At 73.7% G+C, this 25,483-nt stretch carries 3 protein-coding genes; all 3 read right to left on the reverse strand.

All coding sequences use genetic code 11. The features are described from left to right. Positions 1-20: 20 nt before the first annotated feature. Genes ACZ6C6_RS33675 through ACZ6C6_RS33685 form a run of 3 tightly spaced genes read right to left on the reverse strand, consistent with a single transcriptional unit; the run spans position 21 to position 25,392 of the window. On the reverse strand, positions 21-1,268 hold the full coding sequence (locus ACZ6C6_RS33675; RefSeq protein ID WP_469208480.1) for a cytochrome P450: 1,248 nt from the start codon (positions 1,266-1,268) through the stop codon (positions 21-23). 10 nt (positions 1,269-1,278) lie between these two features. Then, positions 1,279-1,494: an MbtH family protein gene (locus ACZ6C6_RS33680; RefSeq protein WP_469208482.1), complete on the reverse strand. Its 216-nt coding sequence runs from the start codon at positions 1,492-1,494 to the stop codon at positions 1,279-1,281. A 3-nt stretch (positions 1,495-1,497) separates the two neighbouring features. Next, complete coding sequence (locus ACZ6C6_RS33685; protein ID WP_469208484.1) at positions 1,498-25,392, reverse strand: non-ribosomal peptide synthase/polyketide synthase; 23,895 nt, start codon at positions 25,390-25,392, stop codon at positions 1,498-1,500. Between the last annotated feature and the right edge of the window lie 91 nt (positions 25,393-25,483).

Below are 25,483 nucleotides of genomic sequence, written 5' to 3' on the forward strand. Positions count from 1 at the left end.
TGCTCCTTCGTCGTTCATGGTCAGTAGGTGAGCGGGAGGGCGCTGAGCCGTCGTTGCAGCGGATTGGGCCGCCAGGACGGCTCCGCCCCTTCGGCCGGCCGCAGCCCCGGCAGCCGGCGCACCAGCGTGCCGACGGCCACCTCCGTCTGGAGCCGGGCGAGCGGGCCGCCGAGGCAGAAGTGGGGGCCGTGGCCGAAGCTGAGATGCCGGTTTCCCGGGCGGGTCAGGTCGAGCCGGTCGGGGTCCTCGAAGCGTTCGGGGTCTCGGTTGGTGGAGCCGAGGAAGAGGTACACCAACTCGCCCTCGCGCAGGGTCCGTCCGCCGATCTCCAGGTCCTGCGCGACGACCCTGACGATGGCCTGGGTCACCGTGTCGTAGCGGGCCAGTTCCTCGACGGCGCCGCGCATGAGCCCGGGGTCCTCGCGCAGGCGGGCCAGCTGGTCCGGGTGGCGCAGCAGGGCGTGGACGGCGTTGGTGATGAGGTGCGTGGTGGTCTCGTCGCCCGCGGTGATGAGGACGAAGCAGGTGGAGAGCAGTTCGGAGTCGGTGAGCCGGTCGTCGTGGGCCTGGGTGGCGACCAGGGCGCTGATCAGGTCGTCGCCCGGTCGGCGGCGGCGCTGACTGATGAGCCCGGACAGGTAGTCCTCGTACTGGTCGATCGCCTTCTCGGACTCGGCGATGTCCTCGCTGAGCCGGCCGAAACGGCTGAACCAGCCCTTGACCCGCGGCAAGTCGTCCTCGGGGATGCCGAAGAGTTCGCAGACGACGGACATGGGCAGCGGGGAGGCGACCGCTTCGATCAGCTCCATCTCCGGCCCGGCGGCGACGGCCGCGTCGATGAGCCGGTCCACGAGGTACTGGACGCGGTCGCGCAGGGCCTCGACGCGGCGGGCGGTGAACGCCCGGTTGGCGAGCTTGCGCAGCCGCGCGTGGTCCGGCGGGTCGGTGTTGCTCATCACGCGGCCGAGTCGGTCGGTGAGCCGGCTGAACTCCTTGAGGTCTCCGCCGAGCGCGGTGTAGGCCCGGGTCATCCTGTCCCGGTCGTTGGAAAGCCGCAGGTCGCTCAGCGCCGCCTCGACGTCGGCGTACCGGGTGAGGTACCAGACGCCCTGGGGGCTGCGGTGGACCGGGTCCTCGCGCCGCATGCGGGCGTAGAGCGGGTAGGGGTCGCGCCGGGCCTCGGGGGTGAGCAGGGCGGCGCCGAGGTCGCGGACCGGGGCGGGGCCCGCGGTGTCGCGGGCCCCGGCCAGGGTGTCGGTGGAGGTCATGTCGGCCGCGTTACCGCCGGGCGTCCATGGCTTCGGCGAGGCTCCTGGGCCGCATGTCGGTCCAGTTCCGCTCGATGTATTCCAGGCAGGCGGCGTGGGTGCCGGGGCCGTGGGCGACGGTCCACCCGGCGGGAACGTCGGCGAACTGCGGCCAAAGCGAGTGCTGGTTCTCGTCGTTGACGAGGACGAGGAAGGTGCCGTCCTGGTCGTCGAAGGGGTTGGTCATGGGTCAGTCCTCCTGAGGGGAAAGGGTGGTGTCACCGGCGTCACCGGTGGCCTCGGCGATCCTGGCGGCCAGGACCGGTCCGATCTGGGCCAGCGAACCGGCCCGGGTCATCTGGTCGTGCCGGGTGGTGATCTCGTGGGATTCGATCCGGCCCGTGATGTACGGGCGCCAGACGTCCGGTCCGGCGTCGTCCTGGGCCCGGTCGATCGTGGAGTTGAACAGCAGCAGGTCGCCGTCGTGGCGGCCGGGGACGAAATCGACCGCCAGCTTCGCGTTGTTGATCATGATGTCGACGATGACCTCGACCTGCCGCTCGTTGAGCCCGGCGAGGGCGCTGCCGCGCCGGTTCAGCACCTCGGCGACCTCCGCGTACGTGATCTCGCGGTCGCCCAGCTCGGCCGGGTCGACGTCGAGCACGCCGACGAGTACGTCCCGCACGGTGGGCACGGGCTCGTCCTCGAACCGGACGTCCTTCACCGGGTAGGCGTCGAGGACGGCCAGGAGGGCGGTCCGTTCGCCGCGCGCCCGGAGTTCGCAGGCGAGGGCGTGGGCGATCAGTCCGCCCGCGGACCAGCCGAGCAGCAGGTACGGGCCCTGCGGCTGGATCTTCTGGATGTGGTCCGCGTAGTCGGCCGCCATCTCCTCGTACGACTCCGGCAGCGGCTCGGGGCGTCCGAGGCCGCGCGCCTGGATGGCGTAGACGGGGTGCTGCGGGCCGATGTGGTTGAGCAGTCCGCTGTACGACCAGCTGATGCCGCCGCCGGGGTGGACGCAGAACAGCGGGGTCTCCGTCCCGGTCGAACGCAGCGGAAGGACCACATCGAGCGCGTCGTCCGGGTTGTTCATGGCGAGGCGTTCGGTGAGCCCGGCGACGGTCGGCGCTTCGAACAGCATCCGCAGCCCCAGTTCCAGGCCCAGGGTCTCCCGGACGCGTGCGGCCAGCCGGGCGGCCAGGAGCGAGTGGCCGCCCAGGTCGAAGAAGCCGTCGTCGATGTCCACCTGCTCGCGTCCCAGCACTTCGGCGAAGAGCCCGCACAGCAGTTGCTCCTGCGGGGTCCGGGGCCCGCGCCCCGCGCCCGACACGCCGTAGTCCGGGGCGGGCAGGGCGGCCCGGTCCAGCTTGCCGTTGGCGGTCAGCGGCAGCGCGTCCACGGTGACGAAGGCGGCCGGGACCATGAAGTCGGGCAGCTCGCGGCGCAGCCGGCCGGACAGCTCGGCGGTCTCCGGGACGGCGTCGGGCGCGGGCACCAGGTAGGCGACGAGGCGCTTGTCCCCCGGCCGGTCCTCGCGCGCGACGACGGCCGCCTGGGCGACGCCGGGGCAGCCCGCGAGGACGGCTTCGACCTCGCCGGGCTCGATGCGCTGGCCGCGGAGCTTGACCTGGTGGTCGACGCGTCCGGCGAAGTCCAGCGTGCCGTCGGGGCGCCACGACGCGAGGTCGCCGGTGCGGTACATGCGGCTTCCGGCGGGCCCGTACGGGTCGGCGGGGAAGCGCTCCGCGGTGAGGCCGGGCCGCCCGAGGTAGCCGCGCGCCACCCCCGTACCCGCGAGGTACAGCTCGCCGACCAGGCCGGCGGGCAGCGGGCGGAGACGGTCGTCCAGCACGTATGCGCGCATGTTCGCCATCGGGCCGCCGATCGGCACGGTCGCGGCGTTCTCCGGGAGGCCGCGCACCGGGTGGCGGGTGGCGAGGGTGGTGGCTTCGGTGGGTCCGTAGCCGTTGACGACCTCGATGCCGGGGCAGGCGGCGAGGACCCGGGCGACGGCGGCCGGCGAGACCACGTCGCCGCCGGTCCACACCTCGCGCACTCCGGCGAGCAGCCCGGGGCGTTCCTCGGCGACGAGCCGGAACAGCCCCGCGGTCAGCCAGAGCCCCGTCACGCCGTGCGCGGCGACGGTGTGCTGGAGCAGGTCGAGGTCGAGCTGTCCGGGGGGTGCGACGACGATCCGGCCGCCGCTGAGCAGCGGCACCCACAGTTCGTACGTGGAGAGGTCGAAGGCGGTCGGGGAGTGCATCAGCACCCGCGCGTGTCCGCCGCCGCGCCACTCCGGGGTCAGCGCGAGGCCCACCACGTCCCGGTGGGTGACGGCCACGCCCTTCGGCCGCCCGGTCGAGCCGGAGGTGTACATGATGTATGCCAACTGCCCGGGTTCGCACGCTGCTTCCACCGCGTCCGGCTCATGGTGTCCGGACTGCTCCAGCGCGGCCAGGACCTCCCGGGTGAGGACGAGCGCGGCGCCGCTCTCCCGCAGGATCAGGTCGATGCGGGAGGCCGGGAAGCGCGGGTCCAGGGGGACGTAGGCGCCGCCCGCCTTGATGACGGCCAGGAGCGCCACGACGAGGCCGGCCGAGCGGTCGAGCATGACCGCGACCGGGGTCTCGGGCCGGACGCCCTGCCGGATCAGGGCCCGGGCCAGCGTGCCGGCCCGCCGGTCGAGTTCCGTGTAGGTCAGCTCAACGCCGTCCGCGACGACGGCGACGGCGTCCGGAGTGGCACGCACTTGGCGGGCGAACAGCGCCGGCAACGCGTCCGGGGGAAGTTCGGCGGCGGTGTCGTTGAACGTGTGGAGCAGCCGGTGGCGTTCGGCGTCGGACATGAGGTCGACGCGGCTGAGCGGCCGGTCCGGTTCGGCGACCGCCGCCCGCAGCAGCCGGGCCCAGCGCTCGAACAGCAGCTCCACGGTGGCGGCGTCGAACAGGTCGGTGGCGAATTCCACCGCACCGACGAGTCCGGCGGCGCCGCCGTCCGGCCGGAACTGCTCGGCCAGGCTGAAAGTGAGGTCGACACGGGAGGTCCCGGTCGGTGCCTCCAGGTGGCCCGTTTCGAGGCCGGGCAGTGCGAAGTCGCCCAAGGGTGCGTTCTGGAGCGCCAGCATGACCTGGAAGAGCGGGTGGTGGGCCAGGGACCGCACCGGGTTGGCCACCTCCACCAGGTATTCGAACGGCACGTCTTGGTGGTCGTACGCGGTGAGCGCCTTCTGCCGGACCCGGCCGAGGAGCTCGGCGAAGCCGGGGTCGCCGCTGGTGTCGGTGCGCAGGACGAGCGTGTTGACGAAGAAGCCGACGAGCTCGTCCAGCGCCTGGTCGGTGCGTCCGGCGATCGGGCTGCCGATGGGGATGTCCGTGCCGGCGCCGAGCCGGGTGAGCAGGGCGGCGAGTCCGGCCTGCAGCACCATGAACATGCTGGCGCCGCGTTCGGCGGCCAGGTCGCGCAGGGCCTGGTGCAGCTCGGGGTCGATCCCGACGACGACCCGGTCGCCGCGCTGCGAGGCGACGGGCGGCCGGGGCCGGTCGGCGGGGAGCTGGAGCTGCTGCGGGATGCCCGCGAGTTCGTCCTTCCAGTAGCCGAGCTGCCGGGCGAAGAGGCTGTCCGGGTCTCCCGCGTCGCCGAGCAGGTCGCGCTGCCAGCGGGTGTAGTCGGCGTACTGCACGGGCAGCGGGGACCAGCCCGGCTCCTCGTGGCGGCAGCGGGCGGCGTACGCGGTCGCCAGGTCGGCGGAGAGCGGGCCCATGGACCAGCCGTCGGCGGCGATGTGGTGCACGACGACGAGCAGCACGTGCCGGTCGGGGGCGAGCGCGAACAGCTCGGCCCGGACCGGGGGTTCGGCCGCCAGGTCGAAGCCGCGCCGGGCAGATTCGGCCAGGCGACCGGGGAGTGCGTCCTCGTCCAGGTCCACCACGGGCAGCTCGGGGCGTGCCCGCACCGGGTCCAGTACGACCTGGTGCGGGGTGCCGTCGGCCTCGCGGAACACCGTGCGCAGGCTCTCGTGCCGGGCGATGACGTCCGCGAGCGCGGCGTGCAGGGCGGTCCGGTCGAGGCCGCCGGTCAGGCTCAGCGCGAGCGGCATGTTGTACGTGGCGCCCGGCCCCTCCATCCGGTGCAGGAACCACAGGCGGCGCTGGGCGAAGGACAGCTCGACGCGCTCCGGGCGGGGCAGGGCGGTCAGCGCGGGGCGCGCCGCTCCGGACCCGTCGAGGCGGGCCGCGAGACCGGCCGCGGTGGGGGTCTCGAAGAGGGTGCGGACCTCCAGCTCCGCGCCGAGGGTGGCCCGGACCCGGGATGCCAGGCGGGTCGCGAGCAGCGAGTGCCCGCCGAGGTCGAAGAAGCTGTCGTCCACCCCGACCTGGGCGAGCCCCAGCACCTCGGCGTACAGCTCCGTGAGCAGCTGCTCCTGCGGGGTGCGGGGCGCCCGTCCGCCCACGGCGGGGCCGAGGCCGGGTGCGGGCAGTGCGTGCCGGTCGAGCTTCCCGTTGGCGGTCAGCGGCAGGGCGTCCAGCGCCACGAACGCCGAGGGGACCAGGTAGTCGGGGAGCCTTTCGCGCAGCCAGTCGCGGAGTTCGCCGAGGAGGGCACCGGTGCTCCGGCTGCCGGTCGGGCGGTTGGTCAGCGCGGAGAGCGCCCGGTCGGCGTTCCCTGCCGGGCAATACTCGACCGGGGGGCCGGCCGGGTCCGCGAACACCACGTCCAGGGCGTCGTCCGAGGTGGCCGACCAGGTGACGGACACCGCGCGGCCGGACGCCTGCCCGAGGGCGTGGAAGTCCTCGGGGTCGGGGAGGCGGTCCTCCTCGTCCGGGGCGTGCAGGCGCGCCAGGAGCTCCGCGATCGGTCCGTCCCCCTCGTGCAGGGCGCGGGCCAGGGCTGCTTCCCTCGCGACGCGGCGGTTGGGGACGCCGGTGATCCGCAGGACGGCGGCGGGCGGTTCGGTGAGCAGGGCGCGCAGGGCGTCGGGACCGGCGATGTCCCGTCCCCAGGCCAGCTCGATGGTCCCGGGCGCGGGCTCCGGGGCCGCCAATGCCTTGTGCAGGGTGACGTCGTAGCGGTAGCGGCTCAGCTCGTTGTGGTGGCGTCCGCGCTTGATCTCGACGGCCACCGCGCCGATGTCCGTGCCGTGCTCGCGCAGGGCCGTGAAGAAGTCGGGGTCGACGAGGAGTTCCTTCTCCACCCTGACGGCCTGCTCCACCGCACGACGTACGGCGGCGGGGTCGGCGTCGTCACCCGTGCGGTGCAGCTGGACGGCGGTCGCGAACGGACGCAGCAGGCGCAGGTTGCGTACGTCTCCGATGAACAGCGCGCCGCCGGGGGCGAGCAGCCCCACGAGCTTGCCGACGACGTCGGCGAGGTAGTCGGCGGAGGGGAAGTACTGCACCACCGAGTTGATGACGATGGTGTCGAACGCCTCGGCGGGCAGCCCGTCCGTGTCGTGTGCCGGACGGGTCTGGAGCACCACTCGCCCGGTGAGCCGTTCCTCGCGGGCGACCTGGGCGGTCAGGGCGTCGATGGCGGTGGCGGAGAAGTCGGTCGCCCAGTAGCTCTCGCAATGGGGCGCGATCCGGGACAGCAACAGGCCGGTGCCGACGCCGACTTCGAGCACCCGGCGGGGGCCGAGGCCGAGGATGCGGGCCACGGTGGCGTCCCGCCATTCCCGCATCTGCTCCTCGGGGATGGGCTGCGTGTCGTAACTGCTGTTCCACCCGACGAAGTTGTCGCCGAAGCGTGCCGTGTCGGGGGCGATGGGCAGGGCGTCGTAGATGTCCTGCCACTCCCCCACCTGGTCCGCTTCGAGGCCGCTGTCCCGGGCCGTGTCCTGGTGCGGGACGACGTAGCCGACGAGCCGGTCGTCCTGGGCGAGTACGGCGGCCCGGGCGACGGCGGGGTGTGCGGCGAGCGCGGCCTCGATCTCGCCGGGCTCGACGCGGAAGCCGCGCACCTTCACCTGGTCGTCGGCGCGGCCGGCGTACTCCAACTGTCCGTCGCCCAGCCGGCGGACCAGGTCGCCGGTGCGGTACATGCGCTCGCCAGGGGCGAAGGGGCAGGCGACGAACCCGCCCGCCGTCAGCCCGGGCCGGTTGAGGTATCCCCGGGCGAGGCCCGCGCCCGCCACGTACAGCTCCCCGGTGACGCCGGGCGGCACCGGTTGCAGGCGGGCGTCCAGCACGTAGACCCGGGCGTTGGCGATGGGCCGGCCGATCGGGGGCACACCGGTGCCGGGGGTCAGCGGGTCGCTCATGGTGGCGCAGACGGTGGTCTCGGTCGGGCCGTACGCGTTGATCATGCGGCGTCCGGGCGCCCACCGCGCCACCAGCTCGGGCGGGCATGCCTCACCGGCCGCGACGAGCGTCGTCGCGGTCACGGCGCCGTCCGGCACGGCGGCGAGGACGGACGGCGGCACCGTGACATGGGTGACGCCGAGGTCCGGGTCGGTGAGTGCGGCGAGGGGCCCGGCCGCCTGGGGCAGCACGAGGGCGGCGCCGCTGAGCAGGGCGGTGCAGATCTCCGACACCGAGGCGTCGAAGCTGGGCGAGGCGAACTGGAGGACCCGGCTGGCGGGTTCGACCGCGAAGCGGTCGATCTGTCCGGCGACCAGGCTCGCCACACCACCGTGTCCGACGACGACGCCCTTGGGGCGGCCGGTCGAGCCGGAGGTGTAGATGACGTAGGCCGGATGGCGCACATCGAGCGCGACCCGCGGGTCGCTCTCCGGCCAGTCGCCCTCCGACACCAAGGCGGGATCGTCCACCACGAGCGCCGGACGGGCATCGTCCAGCATGTACGCGATCCGGGCCTCCGGGTACGCCGGGTCCACCGGCAGATACGCCGCACCGGCCTTCAGCACACCCAGAACGGCCACCACCGACTCCACCGACCTCGGCAGAGCCACCGCCACCACCTGCTCCGGACCCACCCCACGCGCCATCAACGCATGAGCGAACCGGTTCGCACGGCAATTGAGTTGACGGTACGTCAATTCAGTCTCGCCGCAGACGAGCGCGAGCGCGTCCGGTGTCGCCGCCACCTGGGCCTCGAAGGCCTGGGGCAGCGGGACCGCGCCGACGTCGCGGGTGGTCGCGTTGTCCCGTTCCAGCAGCCGGTGCCGCTCGTCGGCGTCGAGGAGGTCGATCGCGCCGATCGGCTGTTCCGGGTCGGCGGTGACGGCCGTCAGCAGAAGCGTCCAGCGCCGGACCAGCGCCTCGACCGTCGAGCGGTCGAACAGGTCGGTGGCGTACTCGACGGCGCCGACGATCCCGGCCGGGGTTCCGTCCGGGTGGAACCGCTCGACCATGCTCACGCCGAGGTCGAACTTCGCGGTGCCGGTCGCCACGGCGTAGGTCGTGACGTCCAGCCCTGGCAGCGAGAAGCTGCCGGTGGGGGCGTTCTGCACGGCCAGGATGGTCTGGAAGAGGGGGTGGTGGGACAGGGAGCGGGACGGGTTCAGCGCCTCGACCAGGTGCTCGAACGGCACGTCCTGATGCGCGTACGCCGACAGCGCCGCCTCCCGCACCCGGCCCAGCAACTCGCCGAAACCCGGATCACCACTCGTGTCCGTCCGCAACACCAACGTGTTCACGAAGAACCCGACCAGATCATCCAACGCCTCATCCGTACGCCCCGCGATCGGACTCCCGATCGCGATGTCCGTCCCCGCACCCAACCGCGTGTACAACGCCGCCAGACCCGCCTGCAACACCATGAAAAGGCTGGTGCCGGTCCGCCTGGCCAGCTCCGTCAGCGCGTGGTGCAGTCCGGCGTCGAGTTCCAGGCCGATGTGGTCGCCCTGCCATCCGGCGACGGCCGGGCGGGGGCGGTCGGTGGGCAGCGGAAGCAGTTCCGGCAGGTCGGCCAGTTGCCGCTTCCAGTAGTCGAGTTGTTCGGCGAACCGGCTCTCCGGGTCGGCCGCGTCACCGAGCAGGTCGCGCTGCCAGAGCGTGTAGTCGGCGTACTGGACCGGCAGTTCCGGCCGGTCCGCCGTCCGGCCTTCGCAGCGTGCCGCGTACGCCTCGGCGAGGTCACGGGCGAGCGGCCCGGTGGACCAGCCGTCGGCGGCGATGTGGTGCATGACGAGGAGCAGCACGTGCTCGTCCGGCGCGACCGCGAACAGCTCGGCCCGCAGCGGCGGTTCGGCCGACAGGTCGAAGGGCTGCCGGGCGGACTCGGCGAGCAGCCGCGGCAGCTCGTCGGCCGGCACCCCGGCCGGGCGCGCCCGGAGCCGGACGCCGTCCGCTTCCAGCAGGCGCTGGCAGGGTACGCCGTCGACCTCCTGGAACACCGTGCGCAGGCTCTCGTGCCGGGTCACCACGTCGGCCAGCGCCTGGTCGAGCGCGCCCCGGTCGAGCGTTCCGGTCAGCTGGAGCGCCAGCGGGATGTGGTACGTGGCCGCGGTGGCGTCCATGCGGTGCAGGAACCACAGGCGGCGCTGGGCGAAGGACAGCGGCACCACGTCGGGCCGCTCGTAGGGGGTGAGCGCCGGGCGCACCCCGTCGGCCGCCGCGAGCGCCCCGGCCAGTCCGGCCACGGTGGGCGTCTGGAAGAGGACGCGCAGCCCGAGCTCCGCCCCCAGCACCGAGCGCACCCGGGCGACCAGCCGGGTGGCGAGCAGGGAGTGTCCCCCCAGCTCGAAGAAGTCGTCGTCCACGGAGACCCGCGGCACGTCGAGGACCTCGGCGAAGAGTTCGGCGAGGATCCGCTCCTGCGGGGTGCGCGGCGCCCGGCCCGCCCCCGTGGAAACGGCGTCCGGCGCGGGCAGCGCCCCCCGGTCCAGCTTCCCGTTCGGCGTCAGCGGAAGCCCGTCGAGCAGCACGAACACGGACGGCACCAAGTAGTCCGGCAGCCGCTCGCGCAGGTGGGCGGCCAGCTCCTCGGGACGTACGGCCGCGGTGGGAAGCGGGACCACGTAGCCGACGAGCCGGTCGTCCCTGGCCACGACGGCGGCCTGGGCGACGCCGGGGTGCACGGCGAGCGCGGCCTCGACCTCGCCCGGCTCGACGCGGAAGCCGCGGACCTTCACCTGCTGGTCGGCGCGGCCGGCGTACTCCAGCTCGCCGTCGGCGCGGCGCCGGACCAGGTCGCCGGTGCGGTACATCCGTGTGCCCGCCGGACCGAACGGGCAGGCCGTGAAGCGTCCCGCGGTCAAACCCGGGCGGTCCAGGTAGCCGCGTGCCAGGCCCGGCCCGGCGACGTACAGCTCACCGGTCACGCCCGGCGGTACGGCGCGCAGCCGGTCGTCGAGCACGTAGGTCCGGAAGTCCGCGACCGGGCGGCCGATCGGGGGCACACCGGTGCCCGGGACGAGCGGGTCGCTCATGGTCGCGCAGACGGTGGTCTCGGTCGGGCCGTACGCGTTGATCATGCGGCGTCCGGGCGCCCACCGCGCCACCAGCTCCGGCGAGCACGCCTCCCCCGCCACCACCAGGGTGGACGCCGTGAGTTCGGCGTCGCCGAGCGCGGCGAGGGCCGAGGGCGGCAGGGTCACATGGGTGACGGCGAGCCCGGGGTCCGTCAGGGCGTCCAGTGGGGCGTCGGCGGGGGCGAGGACGAGCGCGGCGCCGGTGAGCAGCGCACTGCACAGGTCCCAGAAGGACGCGTCGAAGCTGGGCGAGGCGAACTGGAGCACCCGGCTCCCCGCCGCCACGCCGAGCCGGTCGGCCTGCACCGCCGCCAGGCGGGATACTCCGGCATGGCTGACCACGACGCCCTTGGGGCGGCCGGTCGAGCCGGAGGTGTAGATGACGTAGGCCGGATGGCGCACATCGAGCGCGACCCGCGGGTCGCTCTCCGGCCAGTCGCCCTCCGACACCAAGGCGGGATCATCGACCACCAGCGCCGGACGGGCATCGTCCAGCATGTACGCGATCCGGGCCTCCGGGTACGCCGGGTCGACCGGCAGATACGCCGCGCCGGCCTTCAGCACACCCAGAACGGCCACCACCGACTCCACCGACCTCGGCAGAGCCACCGCCACCACCTGCTCCGGACCCACCCCACGCGCCATCAACGCGTGGGCGAACCGGTTCGCACGGCCATCCAGTTGCCGGTACGTCAGCTGTGCGCCTCCGCAGACGAGCGCGAGCGCGTCCGGTGTCGCCGCCACCCGGGCCGCGAACAGCTCCGGCAGGCTCCCCCCGGCCGCCTCGTCAGCGACGGCGGGCAGCAGTTCGCCCCGCTCCTCGTCGGACAGCAGGTCGATGGCACCGATCGGGCGTTCCGGCGCGGCGACCGCCTCGGCCAGCAGCCGGAGCCACCTGACGGCAAGCGCCTCGACCGTCGCACGGTCGAACAGGTCGGTGCTGTACTCGACGGCACCGCTGAGACCGGCCGGCTCGCCGTCGGGGCCGTACTCCTCCGCGAACCCGAAGGTCAGGTCGAGCCGCGCGGTGCCGGTGAGCACGGGCATCGAGGAGACCTGGAGGCCGGGGAGGTCGAAGGCGCCGCCCGGCGCGTTCTGCACGACGAGACCGGTCTGGAAGAGGGGGTGATGGGACAGGGAGCGGGACGGGTTCAGCGCCTCGACCAGGTGCTCGAACGGCACGTCCTGATGCGCGTACGCCGACAGCGCCGCCTCCCGCACCCGGCCCAGCAACTCACCGAAACCCGGATCACCACTCGTGTCCGTCCGCAACACCAACGTGTTCACGAAGAACCCGACCAGATCATCCAACGCCTCATCGGTACGCCCCGCGATCGGACTCCCGATCGCGATGTCCGTCCCCGCACCCAACCGCGTGTACAACGCCGCCAGACCCGCCTGCAACACCATGAAAAGGGTCGCTCCGGACCGACGCGCCAAGTCAGCCAGCGAGGCGTGGAGTTCGGCGTCGATGCGGATCTCCAGCACATCGCCGCCGTACGACATGACGGCCGGACGCGGCCGGTCGGCGGGAAGGTGCAGCTGCTCCGGCATGCCTGCCAGCTCCCGCCGCCAGTAGGCGACTTGGCGGGAGAAGAGGCTGTCGGCGTCGTTCTCGTCGCCGAGGATCTCGTGCTGCCACAGGGTGTAGTCGGCGTACGTCACCGGCAGTGGCGGCCACTCCGGTGCCGCGCCGTTCCGCCGGGTGGTGTAGGCGGTGGCCAGGTCGCGGGCGAGCGGGCCCATGGACCAGCCGTCCCCGACGATGTGGTGCATGACGAGGAGCAGCACGTGCTCGTCCGGCGCGACCGCGAACAGCTCGGCCCGCAACGGGATTTCGCTGGTCAGGTCGAAGTCGCGCACCACGGCGTCCCGCAGCAGCGCGGGCACCTCGGACGCGCCGGCCGGGCGCACGGTCAGCGGGACGCCTGCCTCGGTGGTGTCCAGCACGCGCTGGTGCGGGATGCCGCCGGTGTGCGGGAACACCGTGCGCAGGGTCTCGTGCCGGGTCATCACATCGGCCAGGGCGGCGCCCAGCGCGTCCCGGTCCAGGTCTCCGGAGAGCCGCAGGGCCAGCGGCATGTGGTAGGTGGCGCTCGGTGCCCCGAACTGCTGGAGGAACCAGAGGCGGCGCTGGGCGAACGACAGCGGCAGCGTCTCGCGCCGGGGGCGGGGCACGAGCGCGCGGCGCGCGGTCCCGGCGTCGTGCAGCCCGGCCGCCAGGCCCGCCGGTGTCGGCGTTCGGAACAGGGCGCGCAGCTCCAGCTCGATCCCGAGGACCGCCCGGACCCGTGAGACGAGCCGGGTGGCGAGCAGGGAGTGTCCGCCCAGCGCGAAGAAGTCGTCGTCGGCACCGACCCGGGCGACGCCCAAAATGTCGGCGAACAGCTCGCACAGGATCTGCTCCTGCGGGGTACGCGGCGCCCGGCCCACCCCCGTGGAAACGGCGTCCGGCGCGGGCAGCGCCCCCCGGTCCAGCTTCCCGTTCGGCGTCAGCGGAAGCGCGTCGAGCAGCACGAACACGGACGGCACCAAGTAGTCCGGCAGCCGCTCGGCCAGGTACGCGGCGAGCGCGGCGGAAGTCGTCGCTGCCGGGTCGGACGGGACGACGTAGGCGACGATCCGGTCCTCCCGGGCGAGCACCGCGACCTGGGAGACGCACGGGTGTGCGGTGAGCTCGGCCTCGATCTCGCCGGGTTCGACGCGGAAGCCGCGCACCTTCACCTGGTGGTCGGCCCGGCCGGCGAATTCCAGCTCGCCGTGGGCTCCCCAGCGCACCAGGTCGCCGGTGCGGTACATGCGCGCGCCGTCCGGCCCGTAGGGATCGGCGACGAAGCGTCCGGCACTCAAGCCCGGCCGGTCGAGGTAGCCCCGGGCGAGCCCGGCACCGGCGAGGTACAGCTCGCCGAGGACGCCGGGGGCGACCGGGCGCAGGGCCTCGTCCAGGACGTATACCCGGCAGTTGTCGACCGGGCGGCCGATCGGCACGGGCTGCGGGCAGTCGGCGGGGTCGGCCGGGAGCGCGTAGGCGGTGATGACGTGGGTCTCGGCGGGGCCGTAGTGGTTGTGCAGCACCCGGCCGGGCCGCCCGGCGAAGCGGCGTACGGCACCGCTGAGCCGCATCGCCTCCCCGGCCTGGGCGACGAGCCGCAGGTGCGGCAGGTCGAGACCGGCCTCTTCGGCGGCCTCGGCCAGCGCCTCGACCACCAGGTTCGGCGCGAACAGTTCCTCGACGCGGTGGCGGTCCAGCCAGTGGGCGAACAGTTCGGCGCTGCGGCGCTGCTCATCGGTGGGCACCACCAGGGTCTTGCCGTACAACAGCGCGGACAGCACCTCCTGCACGGAGACGTCGAAGCTGATCGCGGTGAACTGCGCAGTGCGCGTGCCGGGTTCGCCACCGACGGTGCGGTGGTGCCAGGCCAGCAGGTTGAGCAGTGCGGCGGCGGGCATGACGACGGCCTTGGGCCGGCCGGTTGAGCCGGAGGTGTAGATGACGTACGCGGGGTGGCGCGGATCCGCGCACACCCCCGGGTCGTGCTCCGGCAGCGTGCCGGACGGGGTTACGGAGGCGAGGTCGTCGAGCACCACGGCCGGGCGCGCGTCCTCCACCATGTACGCGATGCGGGCGGCCGGGTAGTCCGGGTCCACCGGCACGTACGCCGCGCCGGTCTTCAGCACCGCGAGGATCGCGACCACCAGATCGGCGGAGCGCGGAAGCCGGAGGGCGACGACCTGCTCGGGGCCCACCCCGCGCGCGATCAGGGCGTGGGCGAGGCGGTTGGCCCGGCGGTTCAGCTCGCCGTACGACAGCACGGTGTCCTCGAATACCACGGCCGGGGCGTCCGGGGTCGCCCGGACCCGCTCCTCGAAGAGTGCGGGCAGGGTGGCGTCGGCGGACGGGCGGGCCGTGTCGTTGCGGGCCGCCAGCAGCTCGTGGCGTTCGTCGGCGGTGAGGACGTCGATCCGGCTCAGTGGGAGCCCCGGCTCCGCGACGGCCGCCGCGAGCAGCCGCAGCCAGCGGGCGACCAGCGCCTCCACGGTGGCGGGGTCGAAGAGGTCGGTGCTGTACTCGACGCGCCCGACGATGCCCTCGGAGCCACCGGGGCCGCCGCGCTCCAGCAGGTGGAATCCGAGGTCGAACATCGTCGTCGGCGTCCCGACCAGGACGGGTTCGGTGGCCAGACCGCTCAGCGCGAAGTCGGTGCGGGGCACGTTCTGGAGGGCCAGCAGCACCTGGAACAGCGGCTGGCGGGTGAGCGAGCGGGACGGGTTCAGCGCCTCCACGACCTGTTCGAACGGCAGGTCCTGGTGGGCGTAGGCACCGAGCGCGCTCTCCCGGACGCGGCCCAGCAGTTCGGCGAATGTGGGGTCGCCCGAGGTGTCGGTGCGCAGCACCAGCGTGTTGACGAAGAAGCCGATGAGATCGTCGAGGGCCTGGTCGGTGCGCCCGGCGATGAGGCTGCCGACAGGGATGTCCTTGCCCGCCCCCAGCTTGTCCAGCAGGGCGGCCAGGCCCGCCTGGAGCACCATGTAGACGCTGGCACCGTGCTCGCGGCCCAGTCGGACCAGTCCGGCGTGGAGCTCCGCGTCCAGCTCGACCGGGAGCCGGCCGCCGCCGCTGGACGAGGTGGCGGGGTGCCGGCGGTCGGCGGGGAGCCGGATCTGTTCGGGCAGTCCCGCGAGCGCCCGGGTCCAGTAGTCGGTCTGGCGGGCGAGCACGCTGTCCTCGTCGGAAGCGTCGCCGAGCAGTTCGTGCTGCCAGAGGGTGTAGTCGGCGTACTGGACGGGAAGCGGCGCCCACTCCGGTGCCTCGCCACGGACGCGTGCCGCGTACGCGGTGGCCAGGTCGGCGGCCAGCGGGCCGAGCGACCAGCCGTCACCGGCGATGTGGTGCATGACGAGGAGCAGCACGTGCTCGTCCGCAGCGGTCTCGAACACCTGGGCGCGCAGGGGCGGTTCGGTGGCGAGGTCGAAGCCGCGCGCGGCAGCCGCGGTCAGCTGTTCCGGCAGGGTCCGCGCGTCGGCGGACGCCACCCGCAGGGCCGGGTGTGCCTCTCCGACGGCCAGCACGTGCTGGTAGGGCACCCCGCCCTGGGCGGGGAAGACCGTACGGAGGGTTTCGTGCCGGTCCGCGAGGTCGCCCAGCGCCGCTTCGAGGGCCACCGGGTCCAGCCGGCCGGTGAGCCGCCAGGCGAGGGGCATGTTGTAGACGGATTCGGCGCCCTCCAGCTGGCGCAGGAACCAGAGGCGGCGCTGGGCGGCGGAGAGCGGCACCCGTTCGGGCCGCTCCACCCGCTCCAGTGCGGGGCGGGCCCGGCCCGCGCTGCCCAGTCCGGCGGCCAGTCCGGCGACGGTCGGCGTGCGGAACAGGGCGGGCAGGGCCAGCTCCACGCCCAGCGTCGCGCGGACGCGGGCGACGAGCCGGGTGGCGAGCAGGGAGTGTCCGCCGAGGTCGAAGAAGTCGTCGTCGGCGCCGACCCGTGGCACCCCCAGCACCTCGGCGAACAGCCCGGCCAGCACGTGTTCCTCGGGCGTACGCGGCGCCCGCCCGGCCGTGGTGGTGGCGTCGGGTTCGGGCAGCGCACGCCGGTCCAGCTTGCCGTTCGGGGTCAGCGGCAGCGCTTCGAGCGGGACGAAGACGGACGGCACCATGTATGCGGGCAGCCGCTCCCTCAGGTGCGCCCGCAGCTCCTCGGGCTGCGGCGCGGCCCCGGCGGCGGGTTGCACGTAGGCGACGAGCTGCGCGCCGCCCTCGCGGACGACCACGGCGGCACGTGCGACGGCGTCGTGCTCCGCGAGGACGGCCTCGATCTCGCCGAGCTCGATGCGGAATCCGCGTACCTTCACCTGATCGTCCGTACGGCCCAGGAACTCAAGGTCGCCCTCGGAGTTCCAGCGCACCAGGTCGCCCGTGCGGTACATGCGCGAACCACTCGCATCGAACGGATCCGCCACGAACCGCCCCGCCGTCAGCCCCGGCCGGTTCAGGTACCCCCGCGCCAGCCCCGGACCCGCGATGTACAACTCACCCGCCACACCGCCCGGCACCGGCCGCAGACCATTGTCCAGCACGTACAGCCGGGCGCCGCCCATCGGGCGGCCGATCACGGGGCGCGGGCTCGACGCCAAGGGGGCGACGACCGAGTCGACCGTGCACTCGGACGGTCCGTAGTAGTTGAGGGCATCCACCCCGTCGGCGGCCCTCAGCCGCTCCCACAGGGGCCCGGGGACGGCCTCACCGCCCAGCGCGACGAGGGCGGGGCGCCACCTGGGGTGGTCGAGCAGACCGTGTTCGACCAGGACGTGCAGGTAGGACGGGGTGCCGCCGATGGTGTGCAGCCCGGCCCGCGCGGCGTACGCGAGGTAGGCCACCGGGTCGGTCCACGTCGCCTCGTCCAGGACGTGCAACTCGTGCCCGGCGAACACGGCGAACAACTGGTCGCAGGAGGCATCGAACGACACCGAGGTGGTGAGCCCGACGCGCAGCCGCTCCCCGGTCGGTGACACCAGCGGGCCCTGGTTGGCATACAGGTTGACCACGCCGGCGTGCGTCACGACGACGCCCTTGGGGCGGCCGGTGGACCCGGAGGTGTAGATGACGTAGGCGGGGTGAGCCGGATCGACCGCCACCATCGGGTCGGTGCCGGGGCGGCTTCCGCACTCCGCGACCGCCTCCGGGGCATCGACCACCAACCGGTTTCCGCACTCCTCCGGAAGCCTCGCCTCGGTACGGGCGTCGGTCACTGTCAGGACCGGCCGGGCCTCATCCAGGAGATACGCGATCCGCGCGGGCGGATACTCCGGATCCACCGGCACGTACGCCGCGCCCGACTTCAGCACCGCGAGAATCGCCACCACCAGGTCGGCCGACCTCGGCAACGCCACCGCGACCAGCCGCTCCGGACCCGCACCCCGCGCGATCAGCGCGTGCGCCAGGCGATTCACCCGCACGTCCAGCTCCGCGTACGGCAACGACACATCGCCGCACACGAGCGCCGTCAGATCCGGAGTCCTCCGCACCTGCTCCCGGAACAACTCCGGCAGCGTCTCGGTGCGGACCGGCGCGGCGGCGCCCGTGCCCAGCACCGCGAGCGCGTCGCGCTCGTCGGCCGTGAGCAGGTCGAGGCGGCTCAGCGGTCGCCGGGGGTCGGTGACCGCGAGGCGGAGCAGCCGCTCCCAGCGGGCGATCATCGTCTCCACGGTGGCCGGGTCGTAGAGGTCGTCGGCGTACTCGACGGACCCGTCGAGCCCGTCCGGGGAGCCGTCCGCCGCGTGCCGCTCGGCGAAGGTGAAGACCAGGTCCAGCTTGGCCGTGGCCGAAGCCGACGGCATGTCCGCCACGCGCAGCCCGGGCGGCGCGAAGTCGGCCCGGGGCGCGTTCTGGAGCACCAGCATGACCTGGAACAGCGGGTGGTGCGCGAGGGACCGGGACGGGTTGAGCATCTCGACCAGGTATTCGAACGGCACGTCCTGGTGGGCGTACCCGGCGAGCGCGGTGTCCCGGACCCGGCCCAGCAGCTCGGCGAACGTGGGGTCGCCCGAGGTGTCGGTGCGGAAGACCAGGGTGTTGACGAAGTAGCCGACCAGCTCGTCCTGCGCCTGGTCGGTCCGGCCTGCCACCGGGCTGCCGACCGGAATGTCGTCGCCCGCCCCCAGCTTGGTCAGCAGCGCCGCCAGGCCTGCCTGGAGCACCATGAACAGGCTCGTCCCGTGGGCGCGCGCCAGCTCGCGGAGCCCTCGGTGCAGCTCGGCGTCGAGGCCGGCGCGCACGGAGCCGCCCCGGTGCGAGGCGACCGCCGGGCGGGGTCGGTCGGCGGGCAGTTCGATCAGCTCCGGGAGACCGGTGAGCTGCCGCCTCCAGTAGTCGGCCTGTCCGGCGAGCAGGCTGTCCCGGTCGGCGGAGTCGCCGAGCAGTTCGTGCTGCCACAGGGTGTAGTCCGCGTACTGGACGGGAAGCGGCGCCCACTGCGGGGCCTCGCCGCGGACGCGTGCCGCGTAGGCGTCGGTCAGGCCCTGCGCGAGGGGGCTCAGGGACCAGCCGTCGCCCGCGATGTGGTGGAGGACCAGGTGGAGGACGTGCTCGTCCGGCGCGAGTGCGAAGAGGTCGGCGCGCAGCGGCATGTCGGCGGCCAGGTCGAACCGCCGCTCCCTCGCCGCCGCCATCAGGTCCGGCAGCTCGGCCTCGGTGGTCCGGCGCGGGGGCAGGCACGGGCGGGCTTCGTCCACGTCGAGGACGCGCTGGCGCGGGACGCCGTCCACCGCGGGGAACACGGTGCGCAGGCTCTCGTGCCGGGCGACGACGTCCGCCACGGCGGCCTCCAGGGCCCGCCGGTCCAGGTCGCCGGAGAGCCGCCAGGCCAGGGAGATGTGGTAGTTCGCGCCCGAGCCTTCCAGCTGGTGCAGGAACCACAAGCGGCGCTGGGCGAACGACAGCGGAATGCTCTCGGGGCGCTCGCGGCGCACCAAGGCGGTCTGGGCCGGTCCGGCGGCGCGCAGGGCGGCGGCCAGTGCCGCCGGGGTCGGCGCCTCGAAGAGCGTGCGCAGCGGCATCTCGACGCCGAGGGTGGCGCGGACCCGGGCGGCGAGGCGGGTGGCCAGCAGGGAGTGCCCGCCGAGGTCGAAGAAGCCGTCGTCCACACCGGCCGACGGGGCGCCCAGGACTTCCGCGAACAGCTCGCACAGGATCCGCTCCTGCGCGGTGCGCGGTGCGCGGGACGCGGTCGCCGGGGTGAGGCCGGGGGCGGGCAGGGCGCGGTGGTCCAGCTTGCCGTTGACGGTCAGCGGCAGGGCTTCCAGCGCGACGAACGCCGAGGGGACCATGTGCTCCGGCAGCCGCTCCCGCAGGTACGCGCGCAGACCGGCCGGGTCCGGTGCGGCCTCGGTGGCCGGTACGAGGTAGGCGGCGAGCCGGGTGTCGTCGGCCCGGTCCTGCCGGGCGAGGACGGCTGCCTGCGCGATGTCCGGGTGTGCGGCCAGGGCCGCTTCGATCTCGCCGAGCTCGATGCGGAAACCGCGCACCTTCACCTGGTGGTCGGCGCGGCCGGCGTAGCGCAGGGTGCCGTCGGCGGCTCGGCGCACCACGTCACCGCTGCGGTACATGCGTGAGCCCGCGGGCCCGTACGGGTCGGCCACGAAGCGCCCCGCGGTGAGTCCGGGCCGGTTCAGGTAGCCGCGTGCCAGGCCGGCGCCCGCGACGTACAGCTCGCCGGGGACGCCCGGGGCGACCGGGCGCAGGCCGGCGTCGAGGACGTACGCGCGGAGATCGGGGAGGGCGGTGCCGATGTCGCCGGGGGCGGTGGCGGAGCGGCCGAGGTCCGCGTGGGTGACGTGCACCGTGGTCTCGGTGATGCCGTACATGTTGACCAGGCGCGGCGCGTCCTCCGGATGACGGTCGTACCAGCTGGTGAGCCGGGCGTGTTCCAGTGCCTCGCCGCCGAAGACCACCGTGCGCAGGGCGAGCCTGCGGCCGGTGTCCGGGTCCTCGGCGTCGGCCTGCATCAGCTGGTAGAAGGCGGACGGAGTCTGGTTGAGCACCGTCACCCGTTCGCGGGCGAGCAGGTCCAGGAACCTGCCGGGCGAACGGCTGGTCTCGTGGTCCACGACCACCAGGCGCCCGCCGTGCAGCAGGGGTCCCCACAGCTCCCAGACCGAGAAGTCGAAGGCGTAGGAGTGGAAGAGCGTCCACACGTCGTCGGCAGCGAAGGCGAACCGCTCCCGCGTGGTGTCGAAGAGGCGCACCACGTTGTGGTGCGGGATGACGACGCCCTTGGGGTTGCCGGTGGACCCGGAGGTGTGGATGACATAGGCGACGTGGGCCGGGTCGACGGCGACCCCCGGATCGGTGTCGGGCAGCCCGTCCAGGTCGACGGTGTCCAGGAGGAGCCGCTCCGCGCCGCCCACCTCGAACCGACTGGTGGTCAGGACCAGCGAGGGCCGGGTGTCCTGGAGCAGGTAGGCGATGCGCGCGGCGGGGTACTCCGGGTCCACCGGCACATACGCCGCCCCCGCCTTGAGCACCGCGAGCACGGCCACGACCAGCTCCGCCGAGCGCGGGAGGGCCAGCGCCACCAGCTCCTCGGGGCCGACGCCCCGTTCGATCAGCGCGTGCGCCAGCCGGTTGGCGCGTGCGTTCAGCCCGGCGTACGTGAGCGTGGTCGCGCCGTCCGTGAGGGCGATGGCGCCGGGATCGGCCCGTACCTGCCGCTCGAACAGCGCGGGCAGGCTGTGCTGCCCCGGTGCCGCTGTTTGGCCCGCCGGCAGCAGCGCCCGGAGTTCGTCGTCGGACAGCACGTCCACCTGGCCGATGCGCCGGCCGGGGTCGGCGGCGACGGCACGCAGCAGCCGCAGCCAGCGCTGGACGATGCCGGTGACGGTGGCGGCGTCGAACAGGTCCGTGCTGTACTCCACCACGCCCGTCAGACCGCGCCCGCCGGGCTGCTCGGCCAGCACGAAGGTCAGGTCGCACTTGGCCGTTCCGGTGGGGACCAGGTCGGACGTCACGCGCAGCCGCGGCAGGTCGAAGGTGCCCGACGGTGTGTTCTGAAGGGTGAGCATCGTCTGGAACAGGGGGTGGTGCGCAAGGGTCCGCGCCGGGTTCAGCGCCTCCACCAGGTGCTCGAACGGCACGTCCTGGTGGGCGTAGGCGGCCAGCGCCTCGGAGCGCACCCGGGCCAGGAGTTCGGTGAACGTCGGGTCGCCGGACAGGTCGGTGCGCAGCACCAGTGTGTTGACGAAGAATCCCACCAGGTCGTCCAGGGCGTCGTCGGTGCGTCCCGCGACGGGTGTGCCGATCGGTACGTCGGTGCCCGCGCCCAGCTTGCCGAGCAGCGCGGCCAGTCCGGCCTGGAGGACCATGAAGAGGCTGGCCCCGCCGTCGCGGGCGAGGGCGCGCAGGCCCTCGGTCAGCTCCGCGTCGAAGCACACCGGCAGTTGCGCGCCCCGGTAGGACATCGCCTCGGGCCTGGGCCGGTCGAAGGGCAGCTCGATCTGGTCGGGCAGGCCCGCCAGCCGCTCGCGCCAGTGGGTGAGCTGGGTGTTGAGCAGGCTGTCGGGGTCACCGCCGTCGCCCAGCAGTTCGCGCTGCCACAGGGTGTAGTCGGCGTACTGGACCGGCAGCGGCGACCACTGCGGCTTCGCGCCCTCGCTCCGGGCCGCGTAGGCGGTCGCCAGGTCTCGGGCGAGCGGGCCTGTCGACCAGCCGTCACCGGCGATGTGGTGGACGACGAGCAGGAGTACGTGCTCCTCATCGCCGAGCCGGAACAGTTCCGCGCGCAAAGGCGGTTCGTCGGAGAGCTCGAAGCCCCGCCGCGCCGCCTCGGCCAGCCGGTCGGGCAGCTCGCCCGCACCGGTCGCGGTCACCCGCAGCCGGGGCCGGGCCGTGTCGGGGTCCAGCACCCGCTGGCACGGCACACCGGCGACGGCCGGGAAGACGGTGCGCAGGGTGTCGTGGCGCTCGACCACGTCCGCCAGGGCGGCGTCGAGGGCCCGCTCGTCCAGGCTCCCGGTCATCCGCAGCGCCAGCGGGATGTTGTACGTGGCGCTGGGGCCCTCCATCCGGTGCAGGAACCACAGCCGGCGCTGCGCGAAGGACAGCGGCACGGTCTCGGGCCGCTCGCGCCGGGCCGGTGCCGGGCGCGCCCGGCCGGCCGCGTCCGCCCTGGCCGCCAGCCGGGCCACCGTCGGCGCGTCGAACAGGTCGCTGAGCCGCAGCTCCACGCCGAGCACGGACCGGGCCCGGGCGATGAGCCGGGTGCCGAGCAGGGAGTGCCCGCCGAGGTCGAAGAAGCCCTCGTCCAGGCCGACTTCGGCGATGCCCAGTACCTCGGCGAACAGCCCGGCGAGCTGGTGCTCGACCGCGCTGCGCGGGGCGCGGCCCGGCGCAGCGGGCCGGTGCCCGGGAGCCGGGAGGGCGCGCCGGTCCAGCTTGCCGTTCGGGGTCAGCGGCAGGGCGTCCAGCACCACGATCGCCGAGGGGATCATGTACCCGGGCAGCCGGTCGCGGAGCCGGGCACGCAGTGCGTCCGGCTGGATGTCCTGTCCGGCCGCGGGCACGACGTAGGCGACGAGGCGGGGCTCCTCCTCGGTGCGCACGGTGACGGCGGTACGTGCGATGTCGTCGTGCTCGGCGAGGACGGCCTCGATCTCGCCGGGCTCGATGCGGAAACCGCGTACCTTCACCTGATCGTCCGTACGGCCCAGGAACTCAAGGTCGCCCTCGGAGTTCCAGCGCACCAGGTCGCCCGTGCGGTACATGCGCGAACCTTCCGGGCCGTACGGGTCCGCCACGAACCGTGCAGCCGTGAGGGCCGGCCGGTTGAGGTAGCCGCGCGCCAGCCCCGGACCCGCGATGTACAGCTCGCCCGGCACGCCACCCGGCACCGGCCGCAGACCACCGTCCAGCACATACAGCCGGGCGTTGGTGACGGGGCGGCCGATGACCGGGTGCGGGCTCGACGCCACGGCTGCGGTCACCGAGTTGACCGTGCACTCCGAGGGTCCGTACAGGTTGACGCAGTGTGTGTCCCCGGCCTCCCGCAACCGCTCCCACAGCTGCGGCGGCACGGCCTCGCCACCGGCCGCGACCAGCGTCGGGCGGCGTCGCACGTCGGACAGCAGTCCGTGGGATACGAGGTCGTGGAGGTACGAGGGGGTGGCCTCGATGTAGTCCAGCCCGCGGTCTGCCGCGTAGGCGACGAAGGCCTCCGGGTCGGTCCAGGTCGCGTGGTCCAGGACGTGCAGCTCATGGCCCGCGAAGGGCGCCATCAGCTGGTTCCAGGAGGCGTCGAAGGACACCGAGGTGGTGAGCGCCACGCGCAGCCGCTGCCGGTTCTTCAAGAGCGGTGCGAACAGTGCGTGCTGGTGGTCGGTGAGCAGATCGGCCAGGCCGCCGTGTGTGACGACGACACCCTTGGGGCGGCCGGTGGATCCCGAGGTGTGGATGACGTAGGCGGCATGACCGGGGTCGACCGCCACCGCCGGGTCGGTGGCGGGGCACCTATCGATCAGTTCGGAGGTCTCGGGGTCATCGAGCACCAACCGGTCGCCCGTGTTCTCCGGGAGCGCCTGCCCGGTACGCGCATCGGTCACCGTCAGCACGGGCCGGGCGTCCTCCACGAGGTACGCGATCCGCGCGGCCGGGTACTCCGGGTCCACCGGCACATAGGCCGCACCCGATTTCAGCACCGCGAGAATCGCCACCACCAGGTCGGCCGACCTCGGCAACGCCACCGCGACCAGCCGCTCCGGACCCGCACCCCGCGCGATCAGCGCATGGGCCAGGCGGTTCGCTCGGGCGTCCAGCTCCGCGTAGGAGAACGACACATCGCCGCAGACGAGCGCCGTCAGGCCCGGAGTCGTCCGCACCTGCTCCCGGAACAGCTCCGGCAGGCTCGCAGCCGGGGACGTCCTCGCCGGCCCGGTTCCCAGCGCCGCGAGCGCGTCGTGCTCGTCCGCCGTGAGCAGGCCGACCCCGCCGACCGCTTCGGCCGGGTCGAGGTCCGCGACGGCGTCGAGCAGGGCGAGTAGCCGTTCCTGGTGTGCGGCGAGATCGTCGTCGCCGTACGCCTCCGGCGCGCCGTGCAGCCTGAGCAGCGGCGGGTTGCCGTCCCGGTAGTCGAACAGCCAGACGGCCAGGTCGGTGGTCGAGCCGGAGACGAAGTGGTGCACGGACGCGGGGTGCCCGGCGAAGGCGGGCCGGGCGTTGAAGGCCATGATGTTGACGATCAGCGGGAACGCCGTGCCGATGCCGCCGGGTGCGCCGAGGTCGCGCAGCAGGTCCTCGCTGCGGTACCGCTCGTGCGCGACGGCCGCCTCGACCTCGCGCGCCGCCTGGGCCACGAGCTCGCCCCACGGCATGTCCGGCCGCACGGTCAGCCGCAGGGGGACCACGTTGGACATCGTGCCGGGCACGGACATCAGGTCGCGGCCGGAGCCCCGGCGGGCCGTGACGGGCAGGGCGAGGACCACGTCCCGGGCGCCGCTCAGCCGGTGGGCGTAGAGCGCGGTCGCCGCGATCACCAGCCGGGACCACCTGACGCCGGCCCGGGCAGCCGCCGCCCGGAGCGCCTCCGGGCCCCGCAGCTCCCGCTCCCCGGCCACGCGGAGGACCTGGTGCGGGTCGGTCGCGCAGGTGCGGGTGAGCCGGGTCGGAGCGGGCAGGTCGGTGAAGCGCTCGTTCCAGTAGGCGCGGTCCGCCGTGAAGGCGTCGGAGGCGCGGTACTCGGCGTCGCTGTCGACCAGGTCCCGCAGCGTGCCGAAGGGGGAGGGCGGGACGGCGGCGGCGTCGGCCAGCGCCGAGTACACCTCGCCCACGCGCTGCCGGACCATGGAGGCACTGATGGCGTCCAGGACCACGTGGTGGTAGTTCAGGTACCAGAAGTACTCCGTGGGCGACAGCCGGATCAGCGCGTGGCCGAACAGCGGATCGCGGGACAGGTCGAGCGGGCGGGCGAGATCCCGTTCCATCCATGCGCGGGCCGCCGCCCGGGGGTCCGGCTCCGCCCCGAGGTCGAGGTGCACCGGTGCCCAGTCCCAGGTCGCGCGGAGGATCTGGCGCGGACCGTCCCCCTCGTCGGCGAAGGTGACGTGCAGCGCGTCGACCTCGTCCACCACCCGGCGCAGTGCGGTTTCGAACAGCTCCGGGTCGACCGGTCCGTGGATCTCCAGGCACTCGCCGACGCGGTAGCCGGGGATCGGTGTCGGCGAGCTCTGCTCGGCGAGCCAGATCTCCCGTTGGGCCGCGGTCAGGGGAAGGACGTCGCCGTCACGACGGGACATGGGGTACCTCCAGAGGTATGAAAGGGCATGCGCGCAGGGCGCACCGGCCGCGGTGGCGTCACGCGGCCGGGCGGTGGGTGGGATTCCTGCG

It is taken from the genome of Streptomyces sp. NPDC041814 (assembly GCF_055590565.1).

Coding starts and splice junctions, on each gene's coding strand:
- ACZ6C6_RS33675 (WP_469208480.1), bottom strand. CDS start 1,268: ATGACCTCCACCGACACCCTGGCCGGGGCCCGCGACACCGCGGGCCCC.
- ACZ6C6_RS33680 (WP_469208482.1), bottom strand. CDS start 1,494: ATGACCAACCCCTTCGACGACCAGGACGGCACCTTCCTCGTCCTCGTC.
- ACZ6C6_RS33685 (WP_469208484.1), bottom strand. CDS start 25,392: ATGTCCCGTCGTGACGGCGACGTCCTTCCCCTGACCGCGGCCCAACGG.